The organism is Propionibacterium acidifaciens DSM 21887 (genome assembly GCF_000426605.1).
Taxonomy (GTDB): Bacteria; Actinomycetota; Actinomycetes; order Propionibacteriales; family Propionibacteriaceae; genus Propionibacterium; species Propionibacterium acidifaciens.
The window spans coordinates 1-13,521 of sequence record NZ_AUFR01000032.1; the positions used below are offsets into that span (position 1 = coordinate 1).

Genomic DNA, 13,521 nt, shown 5'->3' on the forward strand with positions numbered 1-13,521 from the left:
GACTTGTTCCTTAAATTCCGCACTGTATTTCGGTGCCGACATGATCTAATTCTACCTCACGATCATTTCACCCACTGTCCGAAAAACACCAAGCACTCCAGCCGAACATTCGACTACGACTTCGAACACCTCCCACCCCGCGAAACCAGAAACGATTTTGTTCCATGACGGCCATACCGGCCGTCGAACAGGATCTTCACGACGTCACGCAGGGCCGGGGCGCCCCGGAACCCGGCGTGGACGCCCGTCCGGGAGGGCGGCCGGGCGAGGATGGCCTTGAGGTCTTCCTTCTGGGTGCGGGCGGGTTCCGCCGCGTCCTGGTTCCCCGCATGCCCGGCCGGGACCGTCAGCGAGGGGACCGCCGCCGGCGCCGTCTCCCTGGTTCCCGGCGTGCCCGGCCGGGACCCAGCACATCCTGGTGCCCCGCCACTCAGCCAGCCGTTCCTGCACGGTCCTCTCCGTCCGCTCGACCGTCTCTGCGATGATGCCCGCATCGACGCCACGGGAGGCGTGCAGGACCGCTTCGGCCTTCATCCCGGCGAGCACGCGACTGCCGGGCCGCTTCCTCCACCCGACCAGGACGGCGGTCTCCTCCGGGGCGACCCCGACCCGCACGCCCCCACCGCATCCGAAACAGCACAGGGAACCCACGAAAAACACGGTTCCGTTTCATGCCAGCCATAGGCGCCAAGTTCTGACCGACAGCACGGGAGGCCTATTCAAAACCCTTGTCGGACCCATGCCTGACTAGGGTCTTTCCTTGACAAGGAGTTAGTTTTTAATAACCCTCCGGGTTTGCGCAAGTCTGAATCAGCCTGCATCGCAGTCGAGGGATTCTACTGCTTCTTCTCACCCGCGGGCGCTTGGTCTGCGGGTCAGTACCGCGACTTGGATGGACGTGCGGTTCCCGTCCCCTTCGACGGAAGCGCCTCGGCAGGGTACGACGAGGAGAATCGCATGTTGTCGTTCGGTGGCGGTCTTCGAATGTACCGCTTCGTCCCTGGCGAGAAGATTGGCATCCCTCGTTCGAGCTGATGCAGCCGCTCGACTCGTTCGAGGTCACCGACTGCTTCGTCCCCAGCTTGCACGATGCCTTGGCCGAGCACATGTGCATCGAGGAGGCGTGAGCGCGGTGCGGCGTCCGTCACTCCCCTGACAGCCATTCTGGTTGCGGCGGGTCTCCGAACGCCGGGCACTCGTGCGGTGAGTCCTGCGTCCCGCGCTCCGCCCGCAACGGAGCCGAAGAGCGCCACGCCCAGCGCGCCAGCCGCCCCGTCGTGCCCTCCCGCGGCGTCCGCCTCACGCCCCGCGGCCGGAACGGGCCGGACGGCCTCGGGCCGCTGCCTCCCGGGCCCGGCCCGGCCCCCGGACGTAGCTGACCGTCTCGCCCAGCCTGGCCCGCATCACGGCGATGGCCTCGGGGTTCTCGTCGATGAGCAGGAATCGCCTGCCCAGCGCTGCCGCGGCGGCTCCTGTCGTGCCGGAGCCGGCGAAGAAGTCGAGCACCCAGTCGCCGGGGCGGGAGCTCGCCGCGATGATGCGCCGCAGGATTCCCTCGGGCTTCTGCGTCGGGTAGCCCGTCTTCTCCCTGCCCGTGGGGGAGACGATCGTGTGCCACCACACATCGGTGGGCAGCTTGCCGCGCGCAGCCTTCTCGGCCGTGACGAGCGAGGGCGCCATGTACGGCTCGCGGTCGACCTCGTTCGAGTCGAACCAGTAGCTCCGGGGGTCCTTCACGTAGACGAGGATCGTGTCGTGCTTGGCCGGCCAGTGGCGCTTGGCGCGGCCCCCGTAGTCGTAGGCCCAAATGATCTCGTTGAGGAAGCAGTCGCGGCCGAACATCGCGTCGAGGAGCACCTTCGCGTAGTGCGCCTCCCGGTAGTCCAGGTGCAGGTAGAGGGTCCCGGTGTCCGTCAGCAGGCGCCAGGCCTCCTCGAGGCGGGGCTCCAGGAAGTCCCAGTAGTCCTCGAAGACGTCGTTGTAGCCGAGCACCGTGCCGCGGACCGTCTCGTAGCTGTGCCCTCGGAAGCCCAGCCGCGACCCTCCCTCGGCGACGTGCGTCGTGACGGCGCGGCGCTTCTGCGTCATCCCCGTGTTGAAGGGCGGGTCGATGTAGACCAGCTGGAAGGCCCCGTCCGGCAGCCCGCGCAGGACGGGCAGGTTGTCGCCCTCGATGACGGTGTCGGGACGGTCAGCGCTCCACAGCGCCCGGGTGCTCACGGATTCAAGGTAGACGACGGCATCGCCCGTCCCGCCGTCGGGTCGCGCGACCCGATCGGCTCCCGGAGGCGGGTCGTCCCCGCGGGGTGTCGGGTCGCACCCGGGCGCCGGCGCCGAGAATGATCCCGACGAGCACGACGGCCAGGATCACCAGCGTGCTGCACAGGCCGAGCAGCACCGGGCGCAGACCCAGCCTCATGAGCGATTTGACGTGCACGCCCAGACCGAGCGCGAACGTGGCCGTGGTCAGGCAGGAACTGTTGGAGGACCTTGATCCGGGCCGGCTGCGCGGCGGGCACGACCCCGGCCGTCGCGACGGCCATCACGGCGATGAATCCGACGACGAACAGCGGCAGGACCGGTGGGCGCCGGGCGTGCCCGGCCGTCACGGCCCGCCCCTACCCTGGGATGCATGACCGCCGAGCCCACCGCCTTGTCCGCAGGAGAGCGCCCCTCCGGGCCCGAGGAGATCCCCTGGGCGATGCAGCTCGTCGTCCTGCGCGACAAGCACGCCATGGCCCGCGAGGTCGACGTCTGCGAGGCCGCGGCCCGCGCCGTCGTGGGCCTGCTCGACGACGAGCGCTGCGCCCCCGGCGGCCCCTGGTACGCGGCCGTCCGCCGCTGGGTCGACGGCGGGCGCATCCGCAAGCTCGTGCGCCGCGCCGACGGCAAGCGCTGGGACGACGTGCAGGCGCTGCCCGGCGTGCTCGTCACCCAGGACGGCCCCGACGGCTTCGGCCCGGCCCGAGTGCGGGCCCTCCCGCCCGGCCCGGTGCGCCCGCTGCCGCGGGCCCTCGCCAAGCTCCAGGTGAGCGGCACGAGCTTCCCGCCCGAGCGCGTCAGCTCCAGCGCCGACGCCCTGGCCATCGTCGAGGCGACCCCGCTCGAGCGGATCACCAGCGGCAAGCTCGCCGCCCAGTGCGCCCATGCCGCGCAGCGCCTCTACGAGACCGCCGACGAGGCCCGCCGCGCATCATGGCGGGCCGACGGCTTCCGGGTCGAGGTGCGCTGGCCCGGCCCGGACGAGTGGGCCGCCCGCCCCCGCCCGGTGAGCATCGTCGACGCCGGGTTCACCGAGCTCGACGGCCCCGCCGAGACGGCCCGGGCGCTCTGGCGCTCCGAGCCGTGAGCGGCCCGCGACGGCTCCCGCGGATCCCGGGGAGTACGCCGACGGCGAAACCGCATGGTGGAAGGCCGCGGGGATGATTGTTCGGCCCCGACCGGGGCCCTAGTGTGACCCGCGAGCCGATCGATCCAGAGCACCCCGGTGATCCCGAGCATTCCGGTGGCCCAGGGCACCCCGGTGCGGAAAGGCCCTCCCATGCAGATCGCACGTCGTTCCCTCCTCGCAGCGGGCGGGCTCATGGCCCTGGCGGCCTGCTCGTCCGACAACCCCGTGGGCTCCTCGTCCTCCACGGGCGGCGGCTCGACGATCGTCGTCGCCTCGCAGCAGTACTACTCGAACGAGATCATCGCCGAGCTCTACGCCCAGGCGCTCGAGAACGCAGATCGCACCGTCGAGCGCCAATATCAGATCGGCCAGCGCGAGTTCTACCTGCCCGAGCTCGAGTCCGGCTCGATCGACCTCATCCCCGAGTACGGCGGCAATCTGCTGCAGTACTACGACAAGTCGAGCACCGCCTCCGACGCCGAGGCGATCGCCCGGGCCCTGGCCGATGCCCTGCCCGCCGGGCTGCGCGTCCTCGACGCGGCCGAGGCCTCCGACCAGGACTCCTACACCGTCACCCGCGCCACGGCCGACCAGTACTCGCTCGGCTCGATCGGTGATCTGGGCAGGATCGGCGGCACCGTCACCGTGGCCGCGAACTCCGAGTTCGCCACTCGTCCCTACGGCACCGATGGCGTCAGGGACGCCTACGGCATCGACATCACCGTCCTCGGCATCGAGGACTCCGGCGGCCCTCTCACCGTCAAGGCCCTCACCGAGGGTCAGGCGCAGGCCGCCGACATCTACACGGCCGACCCGGCCATCGAGCAGAACGATCTCGTCGTCCTGGCCGACCCGCAGAACCTCATCCTGCCCCAGCGCGTCACCCCGCTCGTCTCGTCGAGGATCGACGACGCCGCGGCGGAGGTCATCGGCCGGGTGAATGCCCGGCTGACCACCGATGAGCTGCGCGGGCTCAACCGCCGGTCGACGGTCGAGCAGCGCTCCAGCGCCGACATCGCCAGGGACTGGCTGCCGGCCCAGGGCATCGTCCCCTGACCGTCCGGCTCTCGGCGCCGCGTCCGAACCCGCTGCTCCGGAGCCCGCGTCCTTCCCTCGGCGAGGGGCCGCAGGACGGGCCTCGCGCCCTCAGTGCCGCTCCGGTTTGGGCGGGCGCCCTCTTCTGGGGATCGGTCCGGCGTCGGAGGGGAGGCGTCCGGCCCCGCGCAGCGCATCGCGCAGCACCATCTCGATCTGGGCGTTGACCGAGCGCATCTCGTCGCCGGCCCAGCGCAGCAGCGCGTCGTGCACCGCCGGGTCGAGACGGACGAGCACCTGCTTGCGCCCGGCGCCCGATGAGTGCTCGGGCATCAGGTGTAGAGGGTCCCCGCGTTCACCACGGGGGTGGCCCGGGAGTCGGAGCACAGCACGACGAGCAGGTTCGAGACCATGGCCGCCTTGCGCTCGTCGTCGAGCTGGACGATGTCCTGGCCCTCGAGGCGGTCGAGGGCGTTGCTCACCATCGACACCGCGCCCTCGACGATCTTCTCCCGGGCGGCGATCACCGCCGCCGCCTGCTGGCGCTGGAGCATCGCCTGGGCGATCTCGGGGGCGTAGGACAGCGAGCTGATGCGGGTCTCGATGACGGTCAGCCCGGCGATCACGATGCGGGCGGCGACCTCGTCGGCCAGCTCGGCGGCGACCGATTCGGTGGAGCCGCGCAGCGTCTCCTGCCCCGGTTCGGCGTTGTCGTAGGGGTGGGCGCCGGCGATGTGGCGCAGCGCCGACTCCGACTGCACGGCGACGAACTCCTCGGCGTCCTCGACGGCGAAGACCGCCTTGGCCGTGTCGGAGACCTGCCAGACGACGATGGCCGCGATGTCCACCGGGTTGCCGTCGGCGTCGTTGACCTTGATCTCGTGGGTCTCGAAGTTGTGCACCTTCACCGAGACCTTCTTGGTGGTCGACAGGGGCACGGTCATGATCAGGCCGGCGCGGCGCACGGTGCCCAGGTAGCGGCCGAAGAACTGCACGACCTTGGCGTCGCCGGGGTTCACGATGGTGATGCCGGTCGCCAGCAGCGCCCCCAGGACGACCAGGACGATGCCTGGGACCGGGCTCTGCGCCAGCAGGAGCGCCCCGACGCCCAGGACGACCAGGACGACCAGCAGGCCCAGCCCGCCGTTGATCGACGGGGCCCCGTGCTCGGTGATGTCGACCCCCGTGACGCGTTCGGTGTAGGCCGGGTCGGCGGGGACGGGTTCGGTGATCCGGTCGGTGCTCATGACGGTCTCCCCTCTCGAAAACTGTTATCAAAGTGATATCACTTTTTGTGTGGAGGGGGAACCCCCACGGCGCGCCGCCTCCCGGCCGCCCGCGGATCGCCGTTGCGTCTGCGGGCCGGACGGGAGGCCCGGAGCGCGGGTCCGCAGGACTCCGGCTGGGGCGCGGCAAGGGCACTCGGGGACTTCCTGGACACCGTGATCGGCGACATGACGGGTCCGCAGGGCTCCGGCAGGAGTGCGGCCGAGCGCTGGGCCGGGAGGCCCGGGGGATCGCAGGGGCTGCGCGGTGGCGCCGGCCGGCCCGGCGGAGAGGCGAGGGGCCGGGACGCAGTGCGCCGCCGACGGGGAGGGTGATGCTCCCGCCGACGGCGCGCGAAGGAGGTGAGGAATCGTCCGGCCTCAGGGCTCGACGTCATGCACCTCGAGCTCGGGGAACTGTCCGAGCGCGGTGGACAGGTAGCGATCGCCGGAGTCCGGGAGGATGGCGACGATGAGCTTGCCCTTGTTCTCGGGGCGCGCGGCGACCTGCAGGGCGCCGACCAGGGCGGTGCCGGAGCTGATGCCGGTGAAGATGCCCTCGGCGGTGCCCAGACGGCGGGCCTGCTCGATGGAGTCCTCGTCGGTGATGTCGAGGACCTCGTCGTAGACCGAGGTGTCGAGGGTGTTGGGGACGAAACCGGTGCCGATGCCCTGCAGGCCGTGGGGGCCGGCGGGCCTGCCGTTGAGGACGGCGCTCTTGGCGGGCTCGAGGCCGATCACCCGGACGTTCGGGTTCTGCTCCTTGAGGTAGCGCCCGGCGCCCGAGAGGGTGCCGCCGGTGCCGATGCCGGCGACGAGGATGTCGATCGCGCCGTCGGTGTCGGCCCAGATCTCCGGGCCGGTGGTGCTGTGGTGGATGGCCGGGTTGGCCGGGTTGTCGAACTGGCCGAGCAGGACGGAGTCGGGATCGGCCTCGTGCAACTGCTCGGCGTAGGCGATGGAGCCCTTGATGGCCAAGGGGCCGGGGGTCAGGATGACCTCGCCGCCGTAGGCCTGGATGAGGGCGCGGCGCTCAACCGACAGGCTGGCGGGCAGGACGACCTTCACCCTGTAGCCGCGGGCGGTGCCGACGGCGGCCAGGCCGATGCCCGTGTTGCCGCTGGACGGCTCGATGATGGTGCCGCCGGGCTTCAGCAGACCCTTCTCCTCGGCGTCGGTGATCATGGCCAGGGCGATGCGGTCCTTGACCGAGCCGGCCGGGTTGAAGTACTCGAGCTTGAGGGCGATGTTGGCGTCCTCGGCGCCGTTGGCGGCCAGGAAATGGGGGACGCGGACGAGCGGGGTGCCGCCGATGAGTTCGGTGATGGAGGAATGAATTCCGGGCATGATGGTTCCTTGAGGCATCTGGGAAATGGAGTCTTATTCACAGGAGTTGTTCGTGGGAGTGTTTCTCCTTGTCAGGTCTTCGTTCCATTATGCTGTGAACAAGCTTCATGGTACGGAGGACTTCCCGGGTCGAATCGGTTCGGTCGGGGTGCCGCCGATCCGCCGCGCGGGTCCGGCCGGGACCCGCGAGTGCAAGCAGGGGACTGGTCGGGGCGGGGCGATCGGTGGTCCCGCCCGGCGCACGTGCGAAGAAGGACCGTGGCGGCGGGATCGTCATCAACGGGAACAGGAACAGCGCACCATCGCGGAGGCGACGCGCATCATGTCGACGTGGCGCCGGACGACGAGGTGGACCATGCGGTGAACGGTAGCGCATGAATTCCTGGGGGCAAAACCGGTTCGCGTTCCACCGGGCCGGGAGGTTCATGCCGGAGGCGGGCGCCGTCACGTGGAGCCCCTGACCGGGGGGACTGCGGAGGCGGGGTTCTGCACGGGCTTCCGGGGCCGGTTCGCGGCGGGTCGGCCACGGGGCCCGGCACCGCGGACGATCCCGGCCGTCCGGCGGAGCCAGGCGCGGGTGACGGCGTCCGCCAGGCCGGGGACGGGGCGGGTGTCGAGGGCGAGCACCCCCTCCGGCCACAGGGTCCCGTCGACCGAGTCCGGCCGGGCCCAGTCCATGGGGGAGAAGACGCCGCGGGCGGCGAGCTCGGCGTCGATCGCCGCGGCGTCCCGGACGCGGACGAGCAGCGGGGCGGGGGCCCCGGGGTTGATCGTCCCGACCCCGGAGCCGGCCAGCGCCCTGGCCAGGGTCTGCGAGTTCGCAGCCGTGCGGCGGGCCAGCCCGGCCCCGTCCAGCCCGGCCAGGACCCGCAGCGTGGCGGGACAGGGCGGGGCGGGGGACAGCGCGGCGTCGAAGCGGGCCTCGGCGCGCGCCAGGGCGTCCAGGTGGGCGAGCGCGCCGTCGGGCACCGGTCGGTGGGGCGCGTCGAACAGGGCGGGCAGTTCGCGCCGGCTCACCGGCCCGCGGCCCGGGTCGCCGCCGGTCGCGGGCCCCACCGGGTCGACGTCGACGCCGTCCTCGGCGCGCAGCAGCGCGCCGTCGGGCACCGGCAGCAGCTTGCGCAGGCTCGCCACGGAGGCGTCGCACCAGCCGGGTCGCTCGTCGTCCGCGAGGTCGGCGAGGACCGCATGGGTGGCGTCGTCGATGACCAGGTCGCCCCGCCGGCGCATCCGGGCGAGCTCGGCGCGCAGCGCCGCGGAGGGGCCGGAGCCGCCGGTGCGCGCCACGAGCACGGCGACGGGCCCGTCGAGGCCGGCCCGGGCCGCGCGCAGGGGCTCCGCGGCCATGACGAGCCGCTCGTCCACCGCCGTGAAGCGCACCGACATGCCCTCCAGCCAGAAGGGCGTGACCATCGTCGGGCAGCAGAAGGCCGGCGCCAGCACCGTTCCGATGCCGTTGCCGCGGCACCAGCGGGCCAGCAGGCCGAGTGCCTGCCGGCCCGATCCGACCGTCACGGCGCGGCCGGGTCCGGTCCAGCCCCGTACCGCCCAGTCGAACGTCATGGCCCCACGCTATGCGGCCCCGCCACGCGGCGCGGTCCCCCGCCCCGCGACCCGGCGCGTCCTCCCCGTGGCGATCGGGCCCGACGGCCGGCCGGCCGGTGGCGTGTCCGCCCGGGGACCGCCCATCGGTGCGAGCATGGGGCCATGAGCACGCAGCAGAACGCCTCGACATCTCCCGATTTCCGCACGATGGGCGCCGGACTCGCCGAGCGCCTCGGAGCCCTGCGACGGGATCTCCACCGGATCCCAGAGCTCGGCTTCGACCTGCCCCGTACGAAGGCCCGTCTGCTCCAGGAGTTCGCCGGCATGCCCGTCGAGATCCACGAGTTCGACGGCTGGTCGGCGTTCGTCGTCGTCGTGCGGGGCGGCGGGCCCGGGCCGGTGGTCCTCGTGCGCGGCGACATGGACGCCCTGCCCGTCGCCGAGGAGTCCGGCGAGGACTTCGCCGCCACCAACGGCGCCATGCACGCCTGCGGCCACGACATGCACATGTCCGCCCTCGTCGGGGCGGTGAAGATGATCGCCGAGCAGCGCGCCGGGCTGGCCGGCTCGGTCATGTTCATGTTCCAGCCCGCCGAGGAGACGGCCCGCGGCGCCCGGCGCATGCTCGACGAGGGCCTGCTCGAGGTCGCCGGCGAACGCCCCGTCGTTGCCTGGGGCATCCACGAGATGCCCTACCCGGCGGGCACCGTGCACGTGCGCGTCGGCGCCCAGATGGCCTCGAACTGCCAGCTCGTCGCCACCTTCAAGGGCCGGGGAGGGCACGGCTCGGCCCCGCACACCGCCATCGACCCGGTGCCCGCCGTCCTCGACCTGGGCCAGGAGCTGCAGACGCTCGTCACCCGCGAGTTCAGCGTCTTCGACCCGGTCGTGTGCACCGTCACCCAGCTCGGCGCCGGGAAGATGTACAACGTCATCCACGACCAGGCCAGTCTCGGCGCGACGATCCGCGCCGTCTCCAAGGGGACCACCGACCGTTTCGGCTCCCGCGCCGTCGAGATCGCCGAGCTCATCGGTCGGATCCACCGCTGCGAGACCGACGCGAGGTTCCGCGTCAACTGCCCGACGACGCTGAACGACCCGCGCGCCGCCTGCGTCGCGCTGGACACCGCCCGCAGCCTGTTCGGCGCCGACCGCGTCGTCGAGATGGAGCAGCCGGTCATGGCCAGCGAGGACTTCAGCTACGTCCTCGAGGAGGTGCCCGGCGCCTTCCTCTTCATGGGCGCCCTTCCCGACGGCGTCGACCCGGACGGTGCCCCGCAGCTGCACTCGCCCCTCGCCCGCTACAACACGGGGGTGCTCGGCGACCAGGCCGCCCTGCTCGCGGCTCTGGCGTGGAGCGGCGAGCTGCCGCGGGTCTGAGTCCCGGCGGATCCGGGCCCCGACCGGGCGGGCCGGGCCTCGCAGAGGTGTCGCGGGAGGGCCCTCGTTCGCGGGTGATCCCCGCTCCACCGCCTTCGGAACCCCGGTCGCCGACGGAGGACCCTCGTCCGCGGGGGACCGCCGTCGGGACTCCACCCGCTGGGGCCCGTGAACCGCTGACGCCGTGAACGGTCCCTCGGGTCCCCTCAGGCCCGCCTCGTCACCGGGTCCTGCGCCGACCAGGGGAAGGCGATCCACCGGTCGGTGTCGCGCCATGAGTAGTCGGGGGCGATGACGGTGGTGGGCTTGCTGTAGAGCACGGCCGAGCGCACGTCGGCGCCGTAGCGGCGCAGCAGGTCGATGACGAGCCGCATCGTGCGGCCCGAGTCGACGACGTCGTCGACGACGAGCAGTCGCCTGCCCCTGATCGACTCCGTGTCGAGCAGGGGGGCGAGCAGCACCGGGTCGGGAAGGGTCTGCGCGATGCCGGTGTAGAACTCCACGTTGATGGCGTCGGTGAGCTTCACGTCGAGCGCGTAGGTGAGCGCCCCGCCGGGGACCATGCCGCCGCGGGCCACCGCGATGACGATCTCGGGCTCGAAGCCCGAGTCCACGATGGTCTGGGCCAGCTCCCGCGTCGCCGCGCCGAAGCCCTCCCAGGTGAGGATCTCCCTCTCGTTCGTCCCGTCGTCCCGGTCATCCGCCATGGCGTGCATCCTAGCTTCTCGGACGCCGTTCTCCCGCCCCGGTGGGTGGCTCGTCGAGGAGTCTGACGAGTACGGCCGTGTCGAGCCAGCGGTCGAACTTGCGCCCCACCTGGGGCAGCACCCCGCAGATGGTGAAACCGAGGTGCTCGTGGAAGGCCAGCGAGGCCTTGTTGTCGGCGTCGACGACGCCCACCATCGCGTGCAGTCCGGCCCGGCGGGCCAGCCCGATCAGCTCGGTCATGAGGGCCCGTCCGATGCCCTCGTGCTCGTGCCCCGGCGCGGTGTAGACGCTGTGCTCGACCGTCGGGTCGTAGCCGGGCAGTTCGCGGAAGCGCTCGTAGGCGGCGAAGCCGATCACCCGCTCGTCCCCGTCGAGCGCGACCAGGACGGGGAATCCCTCGCGCCGGTGCCGGGCCAGCCATGCGGCGCGCTCGGCGGCGGTCCCGGGGCTCAGCCGGTAGCTGGCCGTGGTCGCCACGCCCTGGGCGTTGTGGATGGCGCAGATGTCGGCCGCGTCCCGGTCCGAGGCCGCTCTGATCGGGATCGTGTGTGGCATGCGACGATGCTATGCGCATTCGTGCGCGGGGCCCGGCCCCGCCCGACGACGGCCCCTCGGGCGGCCCCGCCGCGCGCCCTGCTCCCGTCGTTCTTCGTCCCGCTGCTCCGCGGGGAGCCTGCCATAGACTGAATTCCACCATTCGACATCGTCGACGAAAAGGACATCTCCGTGACTTCACTCACCTGGACGGAAGAGGACCGCAAAGCGGTCGACATCGCTCGGATCCTGGCGGCTGACGCCGTTCAGAGCACGGGCAACGGCCACCCCGGCACGCCGGTGTCACTGGCCCCCGTCGCCCACCTGCTCTACCAGAAGGTCATGAACACCGATCCGGGGGACGACAAGTGGATCGGGCGCGACCGCTTCGTGCTGTCCGCAGGTCACGCCTCGGTGCTCCAGTACGCGCAGTTCTACATCAACGGTCTCGGCCTCGAACTCGACGACCTGAAGCGGCTGCGCAAGCCGAACTCCCTGACCCCGGGCCACCCGGAGTACGGCCACACGAAGTACATCGAGTGCACCACCGGCCCGCTGGGCGCCGGTGTCTCGATGGCCGTCGGCATGGCCATGGCCTCCCGCTACGAGCACGGCCTGTACGACCCGGACGCCGCTCCCGGCGAGTCGGTCTTCGACCACTTCGTCTACGTCATCGCCGGCGACGGCTGCATGCAGGAGGGGGTGCAGTCCGAGGCCGCCTCGCTGGCCGGCGCCCAGGAGCTCGGCAACCTCATCGTCATCTACGACGCGAACCGCATCACCATCGAGGGCGATCCCGCGATCACCTTCAACGAGGACGTGCTGGCCCGCTACGCCGCCTACGGCTGGGACACCGCCGAGGTCGACTGGACCCACGGCGGCGAGCGCTACGAGGAGGACGTCCAGGCCCTCCACGACGCCATCGAGGCGGCCAAGAGGGTCACCGACAGGCCCTCCATCATCAAACTCGACACCATCATCGGCTGGCCGCTGCCCACCAAGCAGGGCACCGAGGGCATCCACGGCGCCGCCATCGGCGAGGACGAGATCAACGCCATGAAGAAGATCCTCGGCCTGCCGCAGGAGCCCTTCGCCTTCGACGAGTCCGTCGTCGAGCGCACCCGCGCCGCCATGGCCGAGCGCGGCGGAGCCGCCCGTGCCGCCTGGGACGAGCGCTTCGCTGCCTGGCAGGCCGCCAATTCCCAGCAGGCCGCCACGCTGGCCCGCGTCCGCGCCGGAGAGCTGCCCGCCGGCCTCGAGCTGCCGACCTTCGACGCCGGCGAGCTCAGCACCCGCAAGGCCTCCGGCAAGGTGCTCTCCGCGCTGGCGCCCCAGCTGCCCGAGCTGTGGGGCGGTTCGGCCGATCTCGCTGGCTCGAACAACACGACGATGGACGGCCAGGAGTCCTTCTTCCCGGCCCACCTGTCCACTCCCGAGTGGCCCGGCGGCCCCTACGGCCGCGTGCTGCACTTCGGCATCCGCGAGCACGCCATGGGCGGCATCCTCAACGGCATCAACGTGGGCGGGCTCTCGCGCGCCTTCGGCGGCACCTTCTTCGTGTTCGCCGACTACATGCGCCCGGCCGTCCGCCTGGCCGCGCTCATGGGCGTGCCCTCGGTCTTCGTCTGGTCGCACGACTCCATCGGCCTCGGCGAGGACGGCCCCACGCACCAGCCGATCGAGCACCTGGCCTCCTACCGCGCCATCCCCCGCCTCGACATCGTCCGGCCCGCCGACGCCAATGAGACCGCCGTGGCCTGGGGCAGGATCCTGTCGGCCACCGACCATCCCGCGGGCATCGTCCTGAGCCGCCAGAACCTGCGCACCGTCGACCGCGCCGGCGGCGAGTTCGCGCCCGCCGAGGGGGCCGCGAAGGGCGCCTACGTGCTGCGCGAGGCGAGGAACGGCGAGCCGAGGCTCATCCTCATCGCTACCGGCTCCGAGGTGCAGCTGGCCCTCGACGCCCAGGACGTGCTCGAGGCCGACGGCGTCGCCACCCGCGTCGTCTCGATGCCCTGCCAGGAGTGGTTCGACGCCCAGCCCGACGAGTACAAGGAACAGGTGCTGCCCGCGGCCGTCACCGCCCGCGTCTCGATCGAGGCCGGGCTGGCGCTCGGCTGGAGCCGCTACGTCGGCGCCGGCGGGGCCTCGGTGAGCATCGAGCACTTCGGGGCCTCCGCCGGCGGTTCGCTGCTCATGGCCGAGAACGGCTTCACCGCCGAGCACGTTGTCGAGGTCGCCAAGGGCGTTCTCTGAGTCGTGCCGTTCGGGCCCCGGCGCGTCAGGCTCGCGCGTCCGGGGCTTGTCGGTCTTCCG

At 71.8% G+C, this 13,521-nt stretch carries 12 protein-coding genes; 5 read left to right on the top strand and 7 right to left on the bottom strand.

The annotated features are described in order from the left end of the window. Positions 1-1,299 precede the first annotated feature (1,299 nt). Entirely contained in the window at positions 1,300-2,220 is a 921-nt protein-coding gene (locus tag K336_RS15960) for a DNA-methyltransferase (RefSeq protein WP_021798727.1), read from the bottom strand. A 197-nt stretch (positions 2,221-2,417) separates the two neighbouring features. Here K336_RS15960 and K336_RS0110380 point away from each other — a divergent pair, with 197 nt between their 5' ends. The 3 genes from K336_RS0110380 (at position 2,418) to K336_RS0110390 (ending at position 4,447) form a co-directional block, all read left to right on the top strand. Then, positions 2,418-2,636: a hypothetical protein gene (locus K336_RS0110380; protein WP_155945063.1), complete on the top strand. Its 219-nt coding sequence runs from the start codon at positions 2,418-2,420 to the stop codon at positions 2,634-2,636. A gap of 65 nt (positions 2,637-2,701) precedes the next feature. Then, on the top strand, positions 2,702-3,349 hold the full coding sequence (locus tag K336_RS0110385) for an aminoacyl-tRNA hydrolase (RefSeq protein WP_028706982.1): 648 nt from the start codon (positions 2,702-2,704) through the stop codon (positions 3,347-3,349). 192 nt (positions 3,350-3,541) lie between these two features. Then, positions 3,542-4,447 carry an ABC transporter substrate-binding protein gene (locus K336_RS0110390; RefSeq protein ID WP_028706983.1) on the top strand — a complete coding sequence of 302 codons (906 nt, stop codon included), beginning with the start codon at positions 3,542-3,544 and terminating at the stop codon, positions 4,445-4,447. A 90-nt stretch (positions 4,448-4,537) separates the two neighbouring features. On the opposite strand, the gene K336_RS0110395 is transcribed toward K336_RS0110390, so the two are convergent. The 4 genes from K336_RS0110395 to K336_RS17140 all read right to left on the bottom strand — a co-directional run bounded on the left by K336_RS0110395 (position 4,538) and on the right by K336_RS17140 (position 8,601). Next, positions 4,538-4,759: a type II toxin-antitoxin system antitoxin gene (locus tag K336_RS0110395; RefSeq protein WP_021798713.1), complete on the bottom strand. Its 222-nt coding sequence runs from the start codon at positions 4,757-4,759 to the stop codon at positions 4,538-4,540. After that, positions 4,759-5,673 (bottom strand): SPFH domain-containing protein, encoded by a 915-nt coding sequence (locus K336_RS0110400; protein WP_021798725.1) that lies wholly within the window; start codon positions 5,671-5,673, stop codon positions 4,759-4,761. Before K336_RS0110400 ends, K336_RS0110395 begins: the two co-directional genes overlap by 1 nt. Before the next feature lie 399 nt (positions 5,674-6,072). Then, positions 6,073-7,038 carry a cysteine synthase A gene (gene cysK / locus K336_RS0110405; protein ID WP_021798704.1) on the bottom strand — a complete coding sequence of 322 codons (966 nt, stop codon included), beginning with the start codon at positions 7,036-7,038 and terminating at the stop codon, positions 6,073-6,075. A 444-nt stretch (positions 7,039-7,482) separates the two neighbouring features. After that, the gene (locus K336_RS17140; protein ID WP_028706985.1) at positions 7,483-8,601 is read right to left on the bottom strand and encodes a hypothetical protein; all 1,119 of its coding nucleotides are present in this window, start codon (positions 8,599-8,601) and stop codon (positions 7,483-7,485) included. A gap of 144 nt (positions 8,602-8,745) precedes the next feature. Between K336_RS17140 and K336_RS0110420 the strand changes: the two genes are divergently transcribed. Continuing rightward, entirely contained in the window at positions 8,746-9,963 is a 1,218-nt protein-coding gene (locus tag K336_RS0110420) for a M20 metallopeptidase family protein (protein WP_028706986.1), read from the top strand. Between the two features lie 206 nt (positions 9,964-10,169). On the opposite strand, the gene K336_RS0110425 is transcribed toward K336_RS0110420, so the two are convergent. Together K336_RS0110425 and K336_RS0110430 are read right to left on the bottom strand one after the other, a co-directional pair. Further along, on the bottom strand, positions 10,170-10,670 hold the full coding sequence (locus K336_RS0110425; protein ID WP_021798498.1) for a phosphoribosyltransferase: 501 nt from the start codon (positions 10,668-10,670) through the stop codon (positions 10,170-10,172). 10 nt (positions 10,671-10,680) lie between these two features. Then, a complete protein-coding gene (locus tag K336_RS0110430) occupies positions 10,681-11,226 on the bottom strand; it encodes a GNAT family N-acetyltransferase (RefSeq protein WP_028706988.1) in 546 nt (181 codons plus the stop codon). A gap of 171 nt (positions 11,227-11,397) precedes the next feature. Here K336_RS0110430 and tkt point away from each other — a divergent pair, with 171 nt between their 5' ends. Next, the gene (gene tkt, locus K336_RS0110435; protein WP_028706989.1) at positions 11,398-13,461 is read left to right on the top strand and encodes a transketolase; all 2,064 of its coding nucleotides are present in this window, start codon (positions 11,398-11,400) and stop codon (positions 13,459-13,461) included. Positions 13,462-13,521: the final 60 nt, after the last annotated feature.